The following is a 20,716-nucleotide window of genomic DNA, read 5'->3' as shown; positions in this document are numbered from 1 at the left end:
CATGGCCATGGCCCCGGAAAGACCGGATACGGGCGGACGGAAACACTACTTCGACGATCCGAAGCGCTGGAAGAGGCTCATCGCGATCCTGTTCATCGTGTGCGCCGTCGTCGTCGCGCTCGACGTCGCGAGCCTCATCCAGAAGGAGCTGGGGTGGCACGAGTGGCGCCACCAGGAGCGCGACTGGGAGGGGTGGCCCGGCTTCTACGCGTTTTACGGCTTCCTCGCCTACACGGCGATCGTCTACACGGCGAAGGCGCTCAGGAAGGGCGTCATGCGGGACGAGGACTACTATGATCGGTAGTCTCCCGGGCGGCCTCCCGCCCGCCGCGGTGATGATCCTCGGGGCGCTGCTCGTGCCTGCCTTCCGGGGCCGCGCCCGCACGGCCTGGGTCCTCCTCCTGCCGGTCGCCAGCCTCATCTGGCTGGTGTCGCTCGGGGAAGGGGAGTTCGGGCGGATCTCGATCTTCTCGTACGAGCTGACCCTCGTGCGCGTGGACGGGCTGAGCCGGCTCTTCGGGTGGTTGTTCCACGTCGCCGCCCTCATCGGACTCATCTTCGCCCGCCGGGCGGGAAGCGCGCTCGAGGACGCTTCGGCGCTGATCTACGCCGGCGCCGCGATCGGGGCCGTCGGAGCGGGCGACCTGATCACGCTGTTCGTGTTCTGGGAACTGCTGGCGCTGAGTTCCGTCTTCCTCGTGTGGGCGCGCGGCACGGAGCGCTCCTACCGGGCCGGGATGCGCTACCTCATCGTGCAGGTCGGGTCGGGGGTCATCCTCCTGGCGGGGATCATCGCACACGCGCGCGCGACCGGGTCGGTCGCCTTCGACCACCTGGGGACGGGGACGCTGGGGACGAACCTCATCCTCCTCGGATTCGGCATCAAGGCGGCCTTCCCGCTTCTCCACAACTGGCTCACAGACGCCTATCCCGAGGCCACGTACAGCGGCGCCGTCTTCCTGAGCGCGTTCACGACCAAGGTGGCCGTGTACGCGCTGGCGCGGGGGTACGCGGGGACCGAACTCCTGATCTACGTCGGCGTCCTCATGACGCTGTTCCCGATCTTCTACGCGGTGATCGAGAACGACCTGCGCCGGGTGCTGGGCTACAGCATGATCAACCAGATCGGCTTCATGGTGTGCGGGATCGGGATCGGCACCGAGCTGGCCGTGAACGGGGCCGTGGCCCACGCCTTCAACGACGTGCTGTTCAAGGGGCTCCTGTTCATGTCGATGGGGGCCGTGCTGTACCGGACCGGCACCACGAAGTGCAGCGACCTGGGCGGGCTCTACAAGAGCATGCCGAAGACGGCGGGACTCTGCATCGTCGGCGCCGCGTCGATCTCCGCCTTCCCGCTGTTCAGCGGCTTCGTGAGCAAGTCGATGGTGATGGCGGCGGCCCTGGAGCAGAACCTCGACGTCGTCTGGCTCTTCCTGCTCTTCGCCTCCGCCGGCGTGCTCCACCACGCGGGGATCAAGATCCCGTTCTACGGCTTCTTCGCGCCGGACTCCGGGATTCGGGTCAAGGAAGCCCCGCGGAGCATGTTGATCGCGATGGGGATCGCGGCCTTCCTGTGCGTCTTCAACGGGAGCTTCCCGCAGCTGTTCCTGTATCCGAACCTGCCGTACGAAGTGGCGTATGTGCCCTTCACTTCCGCGCACGTGATCAGCCAGCTGCAGCTCGTCTTCTTCGCCGTCCTGGCGTTCGTGTGGCTGAGGCTGTCGGACCGCGAGCCGCACGAGCTGCCATCGACGAACCTCGACGCGGACTGGCTCTATCGCCGGCCGGGCAAGGCCCTGGCGCTCGGCGTGGGGCGTCTCGCCTGGGCCCTGCGGGGCGGTGTGGCGGCACGCGGCGTGGCGACGGCCGGGAGCGCGGTGCGGTCGGCCCGGCGGTACATGGGTCCCAGCGGCGTTCTGGCCCGCACCTGGCCTACCGGCGCGTCCGTCATCTGGGTCGCCGTCCTGCTCGGCGTCCTCCTTCTGCTCTACTATGCGAGGTAGGGGAGGTGACGCCGCTTCCCGGACCCTGATCGAGTCCATCCTCGCGGGCTTCGAGGCGATCGTCGCACTCGGAATCACCTTCGAGGGGGTGGGCGGGGACACGGTGGTCGTCGGGATGACCATGCGGCCCGATCTCACCCGCGACGGCACGATCTATCACGGCGGTCCGGTCGCGTCGCTGATCGACATCGCCGGGGACATGGTCGTCGCGGTGCGGGCCGGGGGCGGAGTGCCCACCATCTCGCTGCGGGTCGACTACCTGCGCCCCTGCACCGGTCCCCGGCTCCTCGCCACGGCCCGCCTGCGGCGCCACGGCCGCACCATCTCGGTGTCGGACGCATCGTGGGGTGATGCGGTGAAGGGTCCCGCCTATGCCCACCCCAGGCGGATCGTGCTGGTGGAGGAGATGCCGCTGAACGGGGTGGGTAAGGTCGACCGGGCGCGGCTTCCGGAGGTGCTGGGCGGGCCGGGAGCGGGCCCGGAGTGAGGCAACTGGTCGTCGGAGCCCGGCGGTCTCCGCTTTCTCGCGCGCAGGCCAAGTGGGTCGGGGAGCGGCTGCGCGAACGCTGGCCCGACCTGTCCGTCGACTACGACTTCATCTCCACGGCCGGGGATCGCGACCGGAAGACCCCCCTCCCGGCGATCGGGGGCAAAGGGCTGTTCACGGAAGACCTCGAGCGGGCGCTTCGGGAGGGGCGCATCGACGTCGCCGTGCATTCGCTGAAGGACCTTCCCGTGGATCCGCCCGAGGGACTCGATCTCGGGGCGGTGCCGGAGCGCGAGGACCCGCGCGATGTCGTGGTGGTTCGGGATTCGTTCGCGCCGGTCGATGCTCCGGAGCGCGGTTTGGACGCACTCGAACGCCTGCCCGCCGCCGCGCGCGTCGGCACGTCGTCCCTGCGGCGCGCCGCCCAACTCCGGGCGTACCGGCCGGACTTCGAACCGAGGCCCGTACGAGGCAACGTCGACACGCGCCTGCGGAAACTCGAGGAGGGTGCCTTCGAGGCGCTGGTTCTGGCCGCCGCGGGGCTGCGGCGGCTCCGCCTCTGGCCGCGCGGCGCGGCCGTGCTCGACGAGGGATGGCTTCCCGCGCCGGGGCAGGGCGCGCTCGGCCTGCAATGCCGCGCGGGCGACGAGCGCGTGATGGCCCGGGTCCGGGCGCTGGACGACCCGGGCGCGAGGGTCGAGGCGACGGCCGAACGGGCCCTCCTTGCTGCCCTCGAAGGGGGCTGCCGCGTGCCCATCGCCGCCCGCGCCCGGCGAACCGGGGACGGGCTGCGGCTCGAAGCCGCGGTCTATGACGTGGGCGGTGGCCCGCCGATCGAGGATGCCGCGTCGGGGCCGGCGTCCGAAGCGGCCCACGTGGGTCGGTGCCTGGCGGAACGCATGCTGGAAGCGGGCGCGGCCGCCCTCGTCGAGCGCGCCCGCCGGCTCAGCCCGTGAGGCGGCGCGTCCCGTCCCCCTGGTACCCGTACAGGAGGGTCATGCAACCGGGCGTCGCCTGCGGGCAGTAGTAGCTGAGGATCCTGAGCTTGGCGTAGCGCCCCTCCGCCGTCCGGATGACGTACGTCTCATCCTTCGGTTCGAGGAGGTGGGAGAAGAACCCGTACTGGTACCAGTGCTCGAGCCCCGGCGTGGCGGCCCCCTCGTCGACCGTTCCCTCGGTGGTCGCGTAGCCGCCCGCGGGCGCCTCGGTCACGGCCGCCCACGGCACGCTCGTGGCGATGGCCCCGCCGGCCCCCGCGTATCCCGCCCCCCCGTTCACGATGATGTGGTACCGGTTGACCGCGAGGTCCCAGCCCGCCAGCGGCCCGGCGACCGCGCTCCCCTTGTCGAAGTCGAAATAGACCCACTCGGAGCCGTCGCGTGCGTCGACCGTCACGGTGTCCACCACGAAATATTCCGCAGGAGGCCGGGGAACGACCGGAGTCGGCACGAAGGTCAGCGGGTCGGGCCGTACGAAAGAGCCCGCGACGACGACGATGATGACGAGGAGGAAGATGACCCCGGCGAGATACAGCCCGACCGGCCGTCGTGCCCCGGCATTCTCCCGACTTTCCACGCGCACGGCGCCTACTGAAGCGTTTCCCTGTTCAGGAAGCGGGCCAGGTTGGCCAGGTAATAGGCCAGCGCCGCCGCCGCGAGGGCGAACAGGACGCCGAGGGCGAGGGGCCCGAGGCCGCCGCTGGCGGAGAAGATACGGAACTCCCACGCGGCGAATACCGCGCAGAAGACGATGGCCGTGGCGATGAGGAAGCGGTGAAAGCCGATGATCGACATGCGATGTCCGTTTTGGATAGCTCCGACCGACCTCGACATCGTACGATAACGGGACCGGGGCCGAAACTTCGCCGATGCACGGCGGTTGACCCCCTGCCGACCCCGTGGGAGCTTGCCGCGCGATGAGTCCCGGAATCCGCACCTACCACGAAGTGGACGAACTCCGCTCCGAACTGCCCGACCAGATCGCGGCGCAGGACGAGCGGTTGGCCGCCCGGCTCGCGTCCGTGTCACGGGTCGTGGCCGTGATGAGCGGCAAGGGCGGGGTGGGGAAGAGCCTCCTTGCGGCTCTCCTCGCGACGGCCCTGGCCCGTCGCGGCGAGCGGGTGGGCTTGATCGACGCGGACCTCAACGGCCCCAGCGCCGCGGGCCTGCTCGGCGTCGAACCGGGGCCTCTCGTCGACGGCCCGGATGGACTCGAACCGGCCGTGTCGCCGGCGGGGATCCGCCTCATGTCGATGGCGCTCCTGCTCGAGCCGGACCGTGCGCTCACGTGGAAGGACGCCGCCGACGCGGGCTTCGTGTGGCGGGGCGCCCAGGAGCGGGGGGCCGTTCGCGAATTCCTGTCGGATGTGGCCTGGGGACCCCTGGACACGCTGCTCGTCGACCTGCCGCCCGGCACCCAGCGCCTCGCGGAACTGCACGGGCTCGTCCCCGGCCTTGCGGGTGCTCTCGCGGTGACGATCCCGAGCGCCGCCTCGCGGGATGCCGTGGCCCGCTCGCTGGACCTGGCGGTAACGCGCGGCATCCGGGTCCACGGCGTGGTCGAGAACATGGCCGGCGCACGCTGCGACGAATGCGGAGCCCTCGCCCCCCTGCACGCGGGGAGCGCCGGCGAGGATCTCGCGCGCCGCTTCGGCATCCCGCTCCTCGCCCGCATCCCGTTCGACCGCCGCCTGGCTACCGCCGCGGACGAAGGGACCCTCGATGCGTGGTTTGCCGACGCGGGCCCGGAGGCGGATCGGCTCGCGGAGTTGGCCGCGAAGCTGCGCCCCGCGGGAGCCGGAGAAGGAACATGAAGTTCCTCTGCGTCGACTGCGACCGGCAGATGAGCTTCGAGGAGCGGGCCGTGCCCGGCGATGGCACGATGGCCGCCGTGTTCCGCTGTCCTGCCTGCGGCCGGAAGACCGCGATGCTGGCCAATCCGATGGAGACGCAGCTCGTGAGTTCGCTCGGCGTGAAGGTCGGCGGCCGGACCGTGCCGGAGGCGAACCTCGAGGGGGTCCGAACCGGCGTGGCATCGGGACGAGACGAGGCGTTCGAGTCGCCACTCCCGACCCGTCCCTCGACCGTCCGCTGGAGCGTGGACGCGGTCGAGCGCCTCGGGCACGTGCCTTCGTTCGTACGCGGAATGGTGAAGAAGATCTACACGGAATATGCACGGGAACGGGGGATCGAGGAGATGACGCCGGCCGTCATGGATCGGGCGCGCACGGATCTCGGACTGGAGGGGATGTAGCGGCCCATGGCGATGACGGCGGAGGGCGGAGAAACGGTGACGGACCCGATGGTCGAACGCGAGGTGCACGGCCTGCGCGCCGTCATCGACCGGGATCTGTGTGTGGGGTTCGGTGACTGCATAGAGGAGGCCCCGGAGGCGTTCGATCTCGACGAGGACGGTGTGGCGGTGTTCACGACGCCCGAGCACGCGTCGAGAAAGCGCTTCGTGGAAGCCTGCGCGTCCTGCCCGGTCGATGCGATCACCGTCTGGGAGGACGGAGTCGAGATCATCCCGTGAACCGCAGCCGGCCCGCCCGCGCCGGGCCCGACCCCGCTGAGGGCGCGGAAACTCGCGGCCCGCGCGGGGGTCACCCGCTCGTCGCCGCAGAGGCCCTCGCCTGGACCTATCCGGATGGGAGTCCCGCGCTCCGCGGCCTCTCGCTCGAGGTACGCGACGGTGAACGACTCGGACTCCTCGGGCCCAACGGGTCGGGAAAATCGACCTTCCTCCGGCTCCTGGCCGGGGACGGTGCGCCCGGTCTCCGCCTCGCGCGGGAGGTCGACGGCACCCTCGACCGCTGGTTCGTGCCGGACCAGCCGGTCTTCCGCCCCTGGCTCACCGGGCGCGAAAACGCGGCCGTCCTGCTCGAGTTGCGGGGCGCCTCGCCTGTGCAGGCCCGCGCCGAGGCCACGACCTGGCTTGCGCGCTTCGGACTGGCGGGGGACGCGGAACGGCCGGCCGGCGCCTACTCCAGCGGGATGCGGCGGCGGCTCGCGCTCGCGGTCGCCTTCGCCGCCGAGGCGCGGCTCCTGCTGCTCGACGAGCCGCTGGCCGGACTCGACCCCGCCGGCCGCGCCCTCCTCGCAGAGGCCCTCGCCGGTCAGGGCGAGATGGGCCGTACCACCGTGCTTTCCGCGCACGACCCCGCCTTCGCGGCGGCGCACTGCGACCGGGTGGGGTTCATCGTCGATGGTCGGTGCGAGGCGGTGGACACGCCGGCCCGCCTCCTCCAGCGGGTCGGCGTCCGTCCCCGCGTGGAGATCCGTTTCGCGGGTTCCACCCTCCCGGACGTCGAGACATGCCCCCCGCCTCCGTCCGGCGTCCTCTCGGCGGCGTGGCGCGAGGGCGCCGTGATCCTCGAGGTCGAGGACCCGCGCACCGTGCTCCCCGAGGCCCTCACCTGGGTCCTTCGAGGGGGCGCTTCCGTGACGTCGGTCGATGTCCGCGAACCGACCCTCGCCGACGCGTTCCTCATCCTCGCGGGCCGGCGGCTCGAGGAGGAGGGCGCGTGACGGTCTGGCGTCTCGCGTGGCGCTCGGCCCTCCGGCGGCGACGGCTCCTCGCGTGGAACATCGCGGTCCCGCTCGTCCTGCTCACGCCGGTCGCCCTCAGCGAGGCCGCCGCTCCGCACCGGGTCGCCGTATTCGGCGTCTTCCTCGTTTTCTTCGGCGCGTTCGGCTCGGCGATTCCGGCCGTCCGGGATGCGCGCGACGGCTGGCTCGACGAAGTGCTGCGCGCCGGCTACCCCGCGCCCCGCTGGCTCCTCGAGCGTACGCTGGCGCGCACCGCCATCGACACGGCGCAACTCCTGCCGGTGCTGCTCGTGCTGCTCTGGTCCGCCGGCGGGCTCGGGGCCGGGCCCGTCGTTCTCATCGCCACCCTCGTCGCGCTCTGGTTCGCGAACCTCATCGGCCCCCTCGTCGCCGCCGCCGTCCGCTCGCTGGCCGAGGCGGCCCTCGCTTCCGCCGCGCTCTCCCTGCTCCTCCTCCACCTCGCGGGCTTCTTCAGAACGCCGGTTCCGGGCTGGAACGAGATCGCGGCCGCCTGGAATCCCTACATGCCCCTGCGGGCGGCCCTCGGCGCCGGCGTGGGGGCGGCTCCCGCGGACCCGTCTGCGTGGGTTCGGAGCCTCCTCGTCGTGCTCGTGGTCACGCTCGGCGCGGCGGCCTTCCCGACCATCTGGAGTCGCCGTCTTCGCTGGCCCCGGACTCCGTGACGGGGTCCTCCGGCACCCGCGCCTCGCCGCGCCTTCGCGGCGCCCGGGGCTCGTTTGACTTTCCCGGAGGGCTCGCGCAACTTCTTGGCGCAAAAGCGGAGGCCCGGGACCTCCGGGCGATCCCGAAAACCGTGGAGCCACGTCGCCGGAATCCCTGTCCGCGACCGATCTTGACGCCCCGCGCACGCCCGGATCGCACGGCCCAGCGAACAATGGCCGGAGGATCGTGAGCCGGTCGGAGCACGCCACCCAGCGGAGCGTCATGTATCGAGAACTGTTCGTCCCGGTCGACAATTCGCGCGAGTCCGACTGGGCCGTGGACCGGGCCATAGAGATCTGCGCCCGTTCGGAGGGCCGGATCACGGGCTCACACGTCTACGCTGCGCGCCTGCACGACATCCGCTTTCGCCAGCTCGAGATCGGGCTCCCGGCCCAGTTCCAGGAACCGGCCGAGATCCGCCGACAGCGGAAGATCCACGACAAGCTGATCGAGAAGGGGCTCCAGCTCATCTCCGACAGCTTCCTCGACCAGCTGCACCGGCGCTGCAGCGAGGCGGGGGTCACCATCACCCGGCAGCTCCTCGAGGGGATCAACTACGAGGAGATCATCAATGAGGCGAACCGGGGCGGCGGACGCCTCCCGAGCCTGATCGGGTTCGATCCCAACATCGCCCACAACTACGACGGGAGCGAGAAGCAGCGCGCCGACGTCCGTCTGGGCGAGAACGGCCGTCTCGTGGCGGAGGACGAGGAGCAGGAGGACAAGCTCGCGGGGACCTCCGGCCGCGACTACGACCTCGTGGCCATCGGGGCCCACGGCCTCGGCCGCCAGGAGCGCAGTCGGCTCGGCGGCGTCGTGGCCCGGGCGCTGCGGGGCCTCCGGAAGGACGCGCTCATCGTCCGCAACGACCGACCCCTCGAGGGCGGGAAGTGGCTCATCGGCGTGGACGGCTCGGCCTACGCCTACAAGGGGCTGCGGATCGCGCTCGAGATGGCGCGGAAATACGGGGCGAAGCTCTACATCGGGAGCGCCTTCGACGTCCAGTACCACCACGTCGTGTTCCACAACATCAAGGACGTGCTCTCGGTGCAGGCCTCGAAGGTGTTCAAGTTCGAGGAACAGGAAGAGCTGCATAACAACATCATCGACAAGGGCCTGCTCCGCCTCTGCAAGGCGAACATCAAGCGGGCCGAGGTGATGGCGAGCGAACATCCCGATGTCGAGGTCGAGACCCAGGTCCTCATCGGGAAGCCCTTCGACGTGATGCTGAAGTGGGCGGAGGAGATCGACCCGTCGCTGCTCATCATCGCCCGCCACGGATCGCACCGGATCGAAGGCACGGACATCGGCTCGCAGGCCGACAACCTCGTCCACCTCGCGGATGCGAACATCCTCCTCATCGGGACGGAGAACGTACGGCCCGAGGAGATCCCGTGGATCGAGGAGGACGGCGAGGCCGGGCTCGAGTGGGCGCCCGAGGCCGAGGTCAGGATCCTGCGCGTGCCGCCCTTCGCGCTCGGGATCGCGCGCAAGGCCGTCGAGGAGTTCGTCCTCGAGCACTACGGGCCCGGGAGCCGCTACGCCGCGGCGTTCGTGCCGAACCCGAAGGATGAGAAGGGATACCGCACGGAGGCGAAAGGGACCGCGAAGGTGGCCCGCGAGGCCCTGGCCGGAGGCGCGGCCCCGTCGATATCGGATGTCGTGGACGCCGCGAACGGCGGGGATCCGAACGGGGCGAAGCCCGAACTCTGGAACCGGGATCAACTGCCCGTCGTCACGAACGAGCGGCTGGACGAGGCGATCAAGAAGCTCCTGCCGACCCACATGCAGCTCGTGATGGGGATCGGAGACGCGGAGGAACTCGCCCTCGCGGAGGTCAAGGCCGGCGAGGCGATGAAGCGGACGGTCGTCGAAACGAGCGACGACGATGTCTTCGATGCGCCGCTGCCGGTGATGGCGAAGTGCCCCGTCACGGACAACCGGATCCCGCGCGATCGCACTGCGGCGGACCCGATCGTGTGGACCCGCGAGGCGTTCGAACGCCTCGGCCGCGTGCCGCTCATCGCGCGACCCCTCGCGCGCAATACGGTCGAACGCTTCGCCCGCGATCAGGAGATGTGGCGCGTCACGACGCCGGTCATGGACGAGAACAAGGACGCCATGATCGCGGCGGACGAGTTCGATCTCGACACGATGCTCGTGATGTTCAACGAGCTGAAGGCGAAACAGGCCCGGGCCGAAGCCGCCGGCGTGGACGGGATGAGCGAGGAGATGAAGCGCTTCATCGAGGAGGCGAAGGCCTCCGGCGTCACGCGCTGTCCGATCCGCGACATCGAGCAACAGGCGGCGGACTGTCCCGTCGACTTCAAGCTGGTCTCCCCCGAGGAGGCACAGGCCGCCGTGGAGAAGTTCGCGGCACAGGATTCGGAACCGGGGTCGCGCGAGGCGTGATCGAGGCGTTGCGGGGCGCGGAAGCTGTGGCGCAACGTCCTTCCGCTGCGCCGGGGGCCCTGTGGGCGGGGGCTCCGGCCGCCGCCTCTCCCCACGACGGACCGGATGCCGCGCTGCCGCACGTCATCGCCTGGAACCTCACGCGCCGCTGCAACCTCGCCTGCGCCCACTGCTACATCTCGGCCGGTGCCTGGCATCAAGCCGAGAACGAACTCGACACCTCCGCCTGCCGCGCCATCATCGATCAGATCCTCGAGGTGAACCCGTCTCCTCTCCTCATCCTCAGCGGAGGAGAGCCGCTCGTCCGCTCCGACCTCGAGGAGATCGCGGCCCATGCCTCGGAGCGCGGTGCGACCGTGACCGTGGGGACGAACGGGACCGGGCTCACCGATGAGCGCATCCGGTCCCTCATGGACGCGGGGGTGCAGGGGGTGGCGCTGAGCGTCGACTCCCTCGATCCGCGCTATCACGACCGCTTCCGGCACGGGGAGGGCGCGCTCGAGGACACGCTCGCCGCCGTCGACCGGCTGGGGGCGCACGGGCTCGATTTCCTCATCCAGTTCACGGTCACGCGCGGGAACCGCCACGAACTCGACGCCATGGCGGCGTGGGCGGACGACCGTGGCGCGGTCTGCCTCAACGTCTACTTCCTCGTCGAGACCGGCCGGGGCGAAGGGATGCGCGGCCTCGCGCCCGGGGAGAACGACGAACTCGTGGCCCGGCTCGCCGAACTCCAGCGCGAGTACCGGGGTCGGCTCATGATCCGCTCGAAGTGCCAGCCGCAGCTCATGCGCCACGTGTACGAGCGCGACCCGGAGTCCCCGCTGCTCAACTACCGGACCCGCTGCCCGTGCGGCGTGCAGTACTGCCGCATCACGCCCGAGGGGAAGGTGACGCCCTGCCCCTACATGCCGGAGGTGGCGGGGGATCTCGCGACAACCTCCTTCCGGGAAATCTGGCGCGAGGCGACCGTGTTTCGCCTCCTGCGCGAGGGGGAACTGGGCGGCAAGTGCGGGCGCTGCGAATACCGGACGCTGTGCGGCGGCTGCCGGGCGCGCGCCTACGCGGTGGACGGCGACTTCCTCGGCCCCGATCCGGCCTGCGCCTACGAGCCGGCCCCCGGGGTCGCCGAAGCCCTCCAGCCGCCTCGCGAGGTCACGTATGGTTCCGCCGCCGAGGTCCGTCTCCGCTGGAGTCCGGACGCCGAGGCGCGGCTGAACGCCATCCCGAGTTTCGTGCGCGGGGTCGTGGCGGAGCGGGTCGAGACGTTCGCCCGCGAGCACGGCCACGCCGAAGTGACGCTCGATGTGATGCAGGAGGTCCGCCGCGCCATGCCGGTGGACTTCTCCAAGCGAATGCCCTTCTTCGCCCGGAGGCGGCGGGGCGTGGGGCGAGGAGAGAAGCGATGACGCTCGACCGGTCCGGAAGGCTCGCGGGAGATCGCGGGCCGCTCCGCTGGATGACCCGCGGCGCGGTGCTCGCCGCCCTCGCGCTGGTGGTGGCGATGCCGCTGCTGGCGCAGGCCGCGGGGCCCGACTACGGCGAGTTCAGCTTTCTGGGCCTCGACCGTCGCGGCGCGGTCTGGATCGCGGCCCAGCTCCACCTGCTGTTCGCGGCCTTCGTGCTCGGCGTGCCGATGTTCGCCGTCGTCATCGAGGCGATCGGGATGTTCGGCGGCGACGAGAAGTACGACAAACTCGCCAAGGAGTTCACCCGCCTCCTGCTCGTGGCGTACAGCGCGACGGCGATCTGGGGCGCGGTCCTCGTCTTCTTCCTCTCGACCCTCTATCCGCGCTTCTGGGCGTACCTGACGGCCGTCTTCGCCCCGTCGATGTGGGTGTACGCGGGCATGTTCTTCCTCGAGTCCTTCACGCTCTACCTGTACTACTACGGCTGGGACGCGTGGAAGAAGGGCGCGGCGAAGAAGGCCCACTGGTGCCTGGGGATCATGCTCAACGTGTGGGGCACGATCGTCATGTTCATCGCGAACGGCTGGCTCACCTACATGATGAGCCCTCCGGCCGATCTCACGGTGGACACGGCGCCGCAGACCGTCCAGCTGTGGAGCGCGATCAACAACGCGACCTGGATGCCGATCAACATCCACCGGCTCCTGGCCAACGTCGTCTTCGGCGGCGCGATCGTCGGCGCCTATGCGGCGTACCGGTTCCTCACGAGCAAGACCGACGAGGAGCGGGCCCACTACGACTGGATGGGCTACACCGGCAACCTGATCGCGATCGGCGCTCTCATCGTCCTCCCCTTCGCCGGATACTACCTCGGCCGCGAGATCTACGAGTTCAGCCAGCAGATGGGGATCACGATGATGGGCGGCTTCATGAGCTGGCTCTGGATCATCCAGGCCTTCCTCATCGGCATCCTCTTCCTCGCCGGCAACTACTACCTGTGGGTCGGGATGGGGAGGATCCCGGGCGCGGAGCGCTTCCAGCCCTACATCAAGTGGATGCTCCTCGTGCTCGTCCTCGGCGTGATCGTGTGGGCCACGCCCAACACGATGATCGCCGACCGCGACGAGATCGCGGCCATGGGCGGGATCCGGCACCCCTTCCTGCAGGTGCTGGGCGTGATGAGCGCCAAGAACACCGCCGTGAACCTGATGATCCTGACGACGTTCCTGTCGTTTCTGATGTACCGGCGGGCGAACAAGGATCCGGTGGTGCCATGGGTGCGCGCCGGAACCATGCTGCAGGGCGCGGCCTTCGCGGTCGCCGCGATCGTGGTCGTCTTCTACGGCGTGTACGGCTACTTCGTGACCGCGATCGTCCGCATCGGGTTCTCGGTCTACCAGGTCCTGGCGGTGCTGGCGACGATCCTGTTCGTGATCGGCCTCGACATGGCGATGCTCCGCGGCGCGAAGTCCCGCGGCGAGATCCGCTGGGGGCAGATGCCCGAGCGGTCGCAGTACGCGCTGCTCATCCTCGCCGTGACGTTCACCTGGCTCATGGGGCTCATGGGCTTCGCCCGCAGCGGGATCCGGCAGCACTGGCACGTCTACGAGGTCATCCGCGACACGAGCGAGCAGGCGTTCACGCCGGCGCTCGGCCCGGCGGCGACGATGATCAGCATCTGCGTGATCATCTTCTTCGCGCTCGTCGGGTTCATCTTCTGGCTCGGCGGGCTGGCCGAACGGTCGGTCTACCAGGACAGGCGAGGATAGATGACGAACCTGAAGATCCTGTTCACGGTCGTGGCGACGCTGGCGGTGTTCACCTTCGTGGCGAACGTGATCCCGCAGGTGCAGTCGGCGGTGCCCGAGGAGATCGTGCTCAGCGCGGACATGCCGCCCGAAGAACTGGCGGCCATCGGCGAGGACATCTACGCCGGGGTCGGCGGCTGCACGGCGTGTCACGGGCTCGGCACCCGCGCCCCGGACATCGTCGGGGTGGCGGGGACGGTGTGCGAGACGCGCGTCCCGGGGCAGAGCTGCAAGGACTACCTGTGGGAGTCGCTCGTCAGCCCGCTTTCCTACATCGTGGAGGGCTTCGAGCCCATCATGCTCGACCAGAGCCGGATCCTGTCGCAGGCGGAGCTGTGGACGCTCGTCGCCTTCCTGGAGGCGCAGGGGGGCGAGATCACCGTGAACGCGGACGACTTCGCCGCCGCGCTGGCCGCCGACGACGCGGCCGCGGCGGCGCCCGCGGCGCCGGTCGTGACGGACCCGAGCCAGGTGGATGTGATGGCGGTGATCACCATGACGGGTTGCCTCGCCTGCCACGCCCTGGGCGGGCAGGGCGGGATGGTCGCGCCGCCGTTGGAGGACCTGCAGGGCCGGGATCCCGCGTTCATCCGGGAGAGCATCGTCGACCCGAACGCGAGCATCAACGAAGAATACCGGGACTTTGCCGGTACCATGTCGCCGACGCTGGCTCAGATGATGGCACCCGCGGAACTCGACGCTCTGGTGAACTTCCTGGCGACGGGAGGGGCTGCCGCCCCCGCGGAGGGTACGGGTGAGACCCCGGACGCGGCGGCGGACAGTGCGGCGGCACCGGCCGACAGCACGGGAGGGAGCCGATGAGACGATTTCCGGCTCATCCGTTCTGGCAGGGCGTGATCGTCGTGGTCGCGTCCTATATGGCGCTCGATTACGGGATCGGGTACCTGCTACCGCTGATCGGCGTGCCGAGCGCGCCGGTGCCGAGTTCGGTCATCCTCGAGTACATGCTCATCGTGCTCGTCGGCATCCTCCTCTACATGAGCGCGGACGAGGCGCGCTGGAAGAGCTTCCGCGAACCGATCCGCACCACGATGGTGGCCCGGGACCGGAAGACGCTGCGCGGAATCCTCATGGTGGCGCTCCCGGTCATGGTCGGCTGGCTCGCCTACCAGAACGTGAAGCCGAGCTACGCCGCGCCGGCCACGCTGCGCGCCATTCACCCGGCGCCGCCGAACCAGATCACCTTCCGCGGCGAGTCGATGGAGCTGACGGGCCTCGAGAACCCGCTCCGCTCCGAGGGTTCGATGGAGGAGCACCTGCAGGTCGGCAAGGCGATCTACGTCCGCAACTGCGTGCCCTGCCACGGCGACCTGCTCGACGGGCAGGGGCACTTCGCGCCCGCCTTCAACCCGGTCCCCGCCGACTTCACGAGTTCGGGGGCCCTCCCGCAGCTCACGGAGAGCTTCGTGTTCTGGCGCATCGCGAAGGGCGGACCCGGTCTGCCGCGCGAGGGGACGCCGTGGGATTCGGCCATGCCGGCGTGGGAGCCGATCCTCGAGAAAGAAGAGATCTGGGCCGTCATTCTCTACCTCTACGAGCAGTCGGGATTCACGCCGCGGACGTGGGAGGAAGAAGGGGAAGGGGGCCACGAATGAGGACGCTGCGTCTCACGGGGATCGTCCTCCTGACGTGCATCGCGGGAGGCGCGACGGCGCTGGCGGGACAGGAAGACGCGGCCGCCGCGGGCAAGCTCGTGTACGACCGCTGGTGTGCGGAATGCCACGGCGCGACGGGGCAGGGGGACGGCTCGGCCGCCGAGTCCATGCTGCCGCGGCCCCGCGACTTCACCCAGGCCCTGTACCAGGTCCGGACGACCGGGAGCGGGCAACTCCCGACGGACGCGGACATGCGGGCCGCGATCGAGAACGGGCTCCCCGGCACGACGATGCCCGGCTGGCCGAACCTCACCGATGGCGAAATCGACGACCTCATCGTCTACCTCAAGACCTTCTCGAGGTTCTTCGGCCAGGGACCCGCGCCCGAGCCGCTGGACTTCGGGTCGGACCCCGGCGGCGGTCCCGCGGCCCTCGAGGCGGGGGCGGCGGCGTACCTCACCATGCTGTGCGAGGAATGCCACGGCTTGTCGGGACGCGGCGACGGGACCTCGGCGCCGACGCTGGAGGACTGGCGAGGTCTCCCGATTCGCGCGGCCGACCTCACCGAGGCATGGTATCTGAACGGCGGCGGCAGCGTCGAGGACATACACACCAGGATGCTGACCGGGCTGGACGGAACCCCCATGCCATCGGCGATCGACGCCATGAACTCGGGCGTCGTGTCCCCGGACGAGGTCTGGCAGCTCGCGCACTACATCGCCTCGATGGGCCCGGGCGAGATGCCCCAGCTGCGCGATGTGATCCGCGTGGGGCGCGCCGAGGGAGGGCTCCCGGCCGATGGCTCCGAGGAGGCGTGGGAAGGCGTCGAGCCGTTCTACTTCCCGCTCTCGGGCCAGATCATCCAGGTGCCGCGCAACTTCGCGCCGACGGTGGACGGCCTCTGGGTGCAGGGGCTGCACGATGGAAGCGACCTCGCGTTGCGGGTGCAGTGGAACGACCCGTCGGAGAGCCCGGATCCGGCCTGGGACGAGTGGCAGGACAAGATCACCGCCGCGCTGGACCTCGACGGGGCGAAGCCGATCGCGCTCGACAGCGCCGGCGCGCCGACCATGCGCCCCCGGACGCGCTGATGCTCCAGTTCCCGTTCGAACCGCCCGAAGGCACGGAGCGCCCGTACTTCCTGATGGGGGACACGCGGAACCCGGTCTACCTCTGGACGTGGGACTCCGAGGGCGGAGTCGGCGCCGGCCGCGGCCGGGGACTCGAATCGGTCGAGCCGCTCGAAGAAGATCCCGTGAGCGGGGAAGCGACCTGGGAGGAGGGCCGCTGGACGCTGTACCTGCGCCGCCCGATCGAGGTCGAGAGCGAGGGTTTGGACTTCGCGGAGGGGCTGCCCACGCCCATCGCGTTTCAGGCGTGGGATGGGTCGAGCGCCGAGGTCGGGAAGCGCAGTTCGGTGAGCACATGGTACTACGTCCTCCTCGAACCACCGGCGTCGAGCACGGTGGTGGTCACGCCGCTGCTGGCCATGCTCTTGACGGGGGCCTTCGGTCTCGTTCTCGTGCGCCGGGCGCAGGATCGAGGGAGGGAGTGACGACGGCGCCTTCGATGGTAGTTTCGGTAGCGATTCCGGTGTCAATTCCGGTGGGAATCAACGCAGAGTTTCTGGTACGGAGGTAAGTCAATGCGATCGCATTTCTGGAACCGTTCAGCGGCCTTCGTGGCCATCGCGGCGATGGCCGCGTGCGGCGGCGGGGGCGGCGGTTCGTCGGAGGACGAGGCGGACGAAGCGGCGCCGGCCGCGGCGGCGGTGGACCCGGCCACGGTCGGAACCATCTCGGGCATGGCGAACTTCGGCGGCATGGTCCCGACCATGGCGCCGATCGACATGTCGGCCGAGGAGGACTGCGCGGCGGGGTACGGCGGAGACGGGCCCATGGCCCAGAACGTCCTCGTGTCCAACGGCGGCCTGGCCAACGTGTTCGTGTATCTGAGCGAAGGCGTCTCCGCGGCCCCGGCGGCCTCGGGCGCGGCGATGCTCGACCAGTCCAACTGCCGCTACGCGCCGCATGTGCTTGGCGTCCGGAGCGGGCAGGACATCGAGATCACGAACAGCGACAACCTGCTCCACAACATCAACGCCACGCCGACCGAGAACCGGGGCTTCAACATCAGCCAGCCCCGCGCCGGGATCACGAGCACGCAGCGTTTCCAGGTGGCCGAAGTGATGGTGCCGGTCCGCTGCGATGTGCACGGCTGGATGCAGGCGTACATCGGCGTCGTCGACCACCCCTACTTCGCGGTGACCGGCGCCGACGGGAGCTACTCGATCGCGAACGTGCCGGCCGGTGACTACACGCTGACGGCGTGGCACGAGGAGTTCGGCACGATGACGGCGAGCGTGACCGTCACGGCCGGCGAGATGGCCGAGGCCTCTTTCGACTACAACGCCGAGATGTCGGGCGCCGATGTCCCCATGGGTGACGCGCTCGTCGTCGGGCACGGCACGAACCGCATCCGGGTCGAGCGCGCGCAGCAGTAACGCCAGCGGGGCGGGACCGGACGGCCGCCGCGCCGCCGGGTCCCGCTCCCCGCCCCGGATACCCGAAGGCTCACCTGGAAGGAGAGAGCTCGTGGATTGGGCGCTGCCCCCGAACTACTCGACATTCGGCGTCGTGATCGACCAGCTGTTCTGGATCATCCTCGTCATCACCGGGATCGCGTTCCTTCTCGTCGAAGGCGGCATCCTCTGGTTCTGCCTCAGGTACCGCGGGCGTGAGGGGGCGAGGGCGCACTACACCCACGGCTCGAACCGGCTCGAAGTCATATGGACGATCGTCCCGGCCATCATCATCGCCATCCTCGGCGCCTATTCCGCCGCGGTCTGGCAGGACATCAAGGGGGCGTCCAACCGGCCGGAGGACGCGCTCGAGTTCCGGGTCGTCGGCAAGCAGTTCGAGTGGAACATCACCTACCCGGGGGCCGACCGGGACATCGAGACGGAAGACGACAACTTCACCGTCCGCAACCAGTTCCACTTCCCGGTGAACGAGGATATCACGATCCTGCTCGAATCCGAGGATGTGATCCACTCCTTCTTCATCCCCGAACTCCGCGTGAAGCAGGACGCGGTGCCGGGCATGACGATCCCGGTGTGGTTCGACGCGACCCAGACCGGGGACTTCGAGATCGCGTGCGCCGAGTTGTGTGGCCTCGGCCACTACTACATGCAGGCGAGCGTAACCGTGCACAGCGCGGCGGACTTCGATGCCTGGCTGGCCGGCCAGGCGTCTGCCCAGTGATCGAGAAAGGCTGATATGGCGACGATCATCGCGGAGGCGACCGGGCAGGCGATCCTGCACGAAGAGCACGAGCAGTCGTTCCTGCGCAAATACCTGTTCTCGACCGACCACAAGGTCATCGCGCTCCAGTTCCTGTTCTACACGCTGTTCTTCCTCATGATCGGCGGACTGCTCGCGATGCTCATGCGATACCAGATCGCGTGGCCGGCGCGGGGCCAGCTGCCGCTGGGCGGGATCTTCCCCGAGAGCATGGTCGCGAGCGGGTACATCCTGCCGGAGTTCTACAATTCGCTCGTCACGATGCACGGTTCGGTGATGGTCTTCCTCGCCATCATGCCGATGCTCGTGGGCGTATGGGCGAACTATCTCATCCCGTTGCAGCTGGGGACGCACGACATGGCGTTCCCGCGGCTCAACATGCTCTCCTTCTGGGCGATGGTCCCGGCGGGCATCCTGACCCTGGCCAGCTTCTTCGTGGTGGGGGGCGCGGCGGGGGCCGGCTGGACGCTCTATGCGCCGCTCAGCGCGCGTCCCGACCTGTCGGGCGTCGCGCTGGGCCAGACCATGTGGCTGGCGGCGCTCGTTTTCGTCGGGCTGTCGTCGATTCTCGGGTCGGTGAACTACATCACCACGGTGATCAACCTGCGGGCGCCCGGGATGACCTGGATGCGCATGCCGCTCACGATCTGGTCGCTGTTCATCACGGCGATTCTCGCACTGCTCGCCATGCCGGTGCTGTCGGCCGCGGGGATCATGCTCATCTTCGACCAGACGATCGGTACGAGCTTCTTCCTCCCGGAGGGCGGTGGACAGCCGCTCCTGTGGCAGCACCTGTTCTGGTTCTTCGGCCACCCGGAGGTCTACATCCTGATCCTCCCGGCGATGGGTTTTACGTCGGAGATCCTCTCGGTGGGGTCGCGGAAGCCGGTGTTCGGCTACAACGCGATGGTGCTGGCGCTCGTCTCGATCGCCTTCCTCGGCTTCATCGTGTGGGGCCACCACATGTTCCAGAGCGGGATGAACCCGATGCTGGGGCTTACGTTCACGGTTTCGACGCTCTTCATCGCCGTGCCCTCGGCGATCAAGACGTTCAACTGGATGGGCACGATGTGGCGCGGGAACCTCCAGCTCCACTCGGCCATGCTGTTCGCGATCGGGTTCGTGGCCATGTTCGCGATCGGAGGTCTGTCGGGCGTCTTCATGGCTTCGACACCGGTCGATATCTATATCCACGACACGTACTTCATCGTGGCGCACATCCACTATGTGCTCTTCGGCGGGAGCCTGTTCGCTCTCTTCGGCGCGATCTACTTCTGGTATCCGAAGATGTTCGGCCGGGTGATGAACGAGACGCTGGGCAAGATCCACTTCTGGCTCACCTTCGTCTTCTTCAACCTGGTCTTCTTCCCCATGCACGGCGTGGGGATGGTGGGGATGATGCGGCGCATCTACGACTCCACCGGCTACGCGCACCTGCAGGGGATCGAGGACACGAACGCGATCATCACGTGGTCGGCGTTCGTACTCTTCGCCTCCGGCTTCCTGTTCGCGTTCAACTTCTTCTGGAGTCTGAAGAAGGGGAAAAAAGCCGGGGCGAACCCATGGAACGCGACGACGCTGGAGTGGCAGACGCCCTCGCCGCCCAAGCACGGCAACTGGGAGGAGATCCCCGTCGTCTATCACGGCCCGCACGAGTACAGCCACCCGGATGTGGAGGACAAGGACTGGCTGGCGCAGAATGAACGGCCCGATGTCGTAAGTCCCGCCCCGGACAGCCACTGAGAGTCGATCAGATCGAGATCGGATAGGAAGGGAACAGACCAGATGGCACACGCCGCGACGGCAGGCAGAGTCCCCGAACGAGGGATCGATGTCTACACCCAGAAAGTCGGAATGTGGGTGTTTCTGTGCTCGGAGGTGATGTTCTTCGCGGGCCTCATCGGTTCGTATGTGGTACTTCGGTTCGGGGCCGCCGACACGTGGGCGAACCCGGGGGACGTACTGAACGTCCCCGTGACGGCCGTGAATACCTTCATCCTCATCTGCAGTTCGGTGACGATGGTGAAGGCTTTCGCGGCCGCGCAGGAGGGGGATCAGAGGGGGATCAAGCTCTACCTCCTGTTGACGACCCTGCTGGGGGCCCTCTTCCTGGGCGTGCAGGTCTACGAGTACACCGAACTCGTCCTGCACGCGTCATGGCAGGACAGCCACGGGTTCACGCCGGCCGCCGGACTCTACGGCGCGACGTTCTTCACCATGACCGGGTTCCACGGCTTCCACGTCCTGCTCGGTGTCATCTGCCTGGCGTGGGCCACGATCCGCGCCCATCGAGGCCACTGGGGCGCGGACAATACGCACGGGATCGAAGTGCTCGGCCTGTACTGGCACTTCGTCGATCTCGTGTGGATCATCCTGTTCACCATCGTCTACCTGATCTAGCACTTGCGG

The 20,716-nt window shown here is 69.0% G+C and carries 22 protein-coding genes; 20 read left to right on the top strand and 2 right to left on the bottom strand.

Features of this window, described 5'->3' with window-relative positions; genetic code table 11:
- Window position 1: 1 nt before the first annotated feature.
- Genes ACOQPP_RS04595 through hemC form a run of 4 tightly spaced genes read left to right on the top strand, consistent with a single transcriptional unit; the run spans window position 2 to window position 3,446 of the window.
- A complete protein-coding gene (locus tag ACOQPP_RS04595) occupies window positions 2-304 on the top strand; it encodes a hypothetical protein (protein ID WP_420635921.1) in 303 nt (100 codons plus the stop codon).
- Window positions 294-2,003, top strand: a complete 1,710-nt coding sequence (locus ACOQPP_RS04590) for a Na(+)/H(+) antiporter subunit D (RefSeq protein WP_419166431.1) — start codon at window positions 294-296, stop codon at window positions 2,001-2,003. The genes ACOQPP_RS04595 and ACOQPP_RS04590 overlap by 11 nt, the downstream gene beginning before the upstream one ends.
- Window positions 1,993-2,490 carry a hotdog fold thioesterase gene (locus ACOQPP_RS04585; protein ID WP_419166432.1) on the top strand — a complete coding sequence of 166 codons (498 nt, stop codon included), beginning with the start codon at window positions 1,993-1,995 and terminating at the stop codon, window positions 2,488-2,490. Before ACOQPP_RS04590 ends, ACOQPP_RS04585 begins: the two co-directional genes overlap by 11 nt.
- On the top strand, window positions 2,487-3,446 hold the full coding sequence (hemC, locus tag ACOQPP_RS04580; RefSeq protein ID WP_419166433.1) for a hydroxymethylbilane synthase: 960 nt from the start codon (window positions 2,487-2,489) through the stop codon (window positions 3,444-3,446). Before ACOQPP_RS04585 ends, hemC begins: the two co-directional genes overlap by 4 nt.
- On the opposite strand, the gene ACOQPP_RS04575 is transcribed toward hemC, so the two are convergent.
- On the bottom strand, window positions 3,436-4,071 hold the full coding sequence (locus ACOQPP_RS04575) for an HmuY family protein (RefSeq protein ID WP_419166434.1): 636 nt from the start codon (window positions 4,069-4,071) through the stop codon (window positions 3,436-3,438). The genes hemC and ACOQPP_RS04575 overlap by 11 nt on opposite strands.
- 5 nt (window positions 4,072-4,076) lie before the next feature.
- Window positions 4,077-4,283 carry a hypothetical protein gene (locus ACOQPP_RS04570; protein ID WP_419166435.1) on the bottom strand — a complete coding sequence of 69 codons (207 nt, stop codon included), beginning with the start codon at window positions 4,281-4,283 and terminating at the stop codon, window positions 4,077-4,079.
- Window positions 4,284-4,405: 122 nt separating this feature from the next.
- Here ACOQPP_RS04570 and ACOQPP_RS04565 point away from each other — a divergent pair, with 122 nt between their 5' ends.
- The 16 genes from ACOQPP_RS04565 (at window position 4,406) to ACOQPP_RS04490 (ending at window position 20,707) form a co-directional block, all read left to right on the top strand.
- Entirely contained in the window at window positions 4,406-5,302 is an 897-nt protein-coding gene (locus ACOQPP_RS04565) for a P-loop NTPase (protein WP_419166436.1), read from the top strand.
- On the top strand, window positions 5,299-5,742 hold the full coding sequence (locus tag ACOQPP_RS04560; RefSeq protein ID WP_419166437.1) for a PCP reductase family protein: 444 nt from the start codon (window positions 5,299-5,301) through the stop codon (window positions 5,740-5,742). The genes ACOQPP_RS04565 and ACOQPP_RS04560 overlap by 4 nt, the downstream gene beginning before the upstream one ends.
- A 6-nt stretch (window positions 5,743-5,748) precedes the next feature.
- Entirely contained in the window at window positions 5,749-6,021 is a 273-nt protein-coding gene (locus ACOQPP_RS04555; protein ID WP_419166438.1) for a ferredoxin, read from the top strand.
- Window positions 6,018-7,016 carry an ATP-binding cassette domain-containing protein gene (locus ACOQPP_RS04550; RefSeq protein ID WP_419166439.1) on the top strand — a complete coding sequence of 333 codons (999 nt, stop codon included), beginning with the start codon at window positions 6,018-6,020 and terminating at the stop codon, window positions 7,014-7,016. Before ACOQPP_RS04555 ends, ACOQPP_RS04550 begins: the two co-directional genes overlap by 4 nt.
- Window positions 7,013-7,720: an ABC transporter permease gene (locus ACOQPP_RS04545; RefSeq protein WP_419166440.1), complete on the top strand. Its 708-nt coding sequence runs from the start codon at window positions 7,013-7,015 to the stop codon at window positions 7,718-7,720. Before ACOQPP_RS04550 ends, ACOQPP_RS04545 begins: the two co-directional genes overlap by 4 nt.
- Before the next feature lie 226 nt (window positions 7,721-7,946).
- The gene (locus ACOQPP_RS04540; protein WP_419166441.1) at window positions 7,947-10,172 is read left to right on the top strand and encodes a universal stress protein; all 2,226 of its coding nucleotides are present in this window, start codon (window positions 7,947-7,949) and stop codon (window positions 10,170-10,172) included.
- Entirely contained in the window at window positions 10,169-11,581 is a 1,413-nt protein-coding gene (locus ACOQPP_RS04535; RefSeq protein ID WP_420635920.1) for a radical SAM protein, read from the top strand. The genes ACOQPP_RS04540 and ACOQPP_RS04535 overlap by 4 nt, the downstream gene beginning before the upstream one ends.
- On the top strand, window positions 11,578-13,350 hold the full coding sequence (locus ACOQPP_RS04530) for a cytochrome ubiquinol oxidase subunit I (protein WP_419166443.1): 1,773 nt from the start codon (window positions 11,578-11,580) through the stop codon (window positions 13,348-13,350). Before ACOQPP_RS04535 ends, ACOQPP_RS04530 begins: the two co-directional genes overlap by 4 nt.
- Entirely contained in the window at window positions 13,351-14,211 is an 861-nt protein-coding gene (locus ACOQPP_RS04525) for a c-type cytochrome (protein WP_419166444.1), read from the top strand.
- A complete protein-coding gene (locus ACOQPP_RS04520; RefSeq protein ID WP_419166445.1) occupies window positions 14,208-15,005 on the top strand; it encodes a c-type cytochrome in 798 nt (265 codons plus the stop codon). The genes ACOQPP_RS04525 and ACOQPP_RS04520 overlap by 4 nt, the downstream gene beginning before the upstream one ends.
- Window positions 15,002-16,096, top strand: coding sequence for a c-type cytochrome (locus tag ACOQPP_RS04515; RefSeq protein WP_420635919.1), 1,095 nt, complete (start codon window positions 15,002-15,004; stop codon window positions 16,094-16,096). Before ACOQPP_RS04520 ends, ACOQPP_RS04515 begins: the two co-directional genes overlap by 4 nt.
- Window positions 16,096-16,560 (top strand): hypothetical protein, encoded by a 465-nt coding sequence (locus ACOQPP_RS04510; protein WP_420635918.1) that lies wholly within the window; start codon window positions 16,096-16,098, stop codon window positions 16,558-16,560. Before ACOQPP_RS04515 ends, ACOQPP_RS04510 begins: the two co-directional genes overlap by 1 nt.
- A 90-nt stretch (window positions 16,561-16,650) precedes the next feature.
- Window positions 16,651-17,508, top strand: coding sequence for a carboxypeptidase regulatory-like domain-containing protein (locus ACOQPP_RS04505; RefSeq protein ID WP_420635917.1), 858 nt, complete (start codon window positions 16,651-16,653; stop codon window positions 17,506-17,508).
- 91 nt (window positions 17,509-17,599) lie between these two features.
- Window positions 17,600-18,268: a cytochrome c oxidase subunit II gene (coxB, locus tag ACOQPP_RS04500; protein ID WP_419166448.1), complete on the top strand. Its 669-nt coding sequence runs from the start codon at window positions 17,600-17,602 to the stop codon at window positions 18,266-18,268.
- Between the two features lie 15 nt (window positions 18,269-18,283).
- Window positions 18,284-20,050: a cytochrome c oxidase subunit I gene (locus tag ACOQPP_RS04495; protein WP_419166449.1), complete on the top strand. Its 1,767-nt coding sequence runs from the start codon at window positions 18,284-18,286 to the stop codon at window positions 20,048-20,050.
- A gap of 42 nt (window positions 20,051-20,092) precedes the next feature.
- Entirely contained in the window at window positions 20,093-20,707 is a 615-nt protein-coding gene (locus ACOQPP_RS04490; RefSeq protein ID WP_420635916.1) for a cytochrome c oxidase subunit 3, read from the top strand.
- Window positions 20,708-20,716 lie beyond the last annotated feature (9 nt).

This window comes from Candidatus Palauibacter sp. (genome assembly GCF_965222475.1).
Classification (GTDB): Bacteria; Gemmatimonadota; Gemmatimonadetes; order Palauibacterales; family Palauibacteraceae; genus Palauibacter.
The sequence above is the reverse complement of the archived record's forward strand: the minus strand, read 5'-3'. Positions and strand labels throughout refer to the sequence as shown.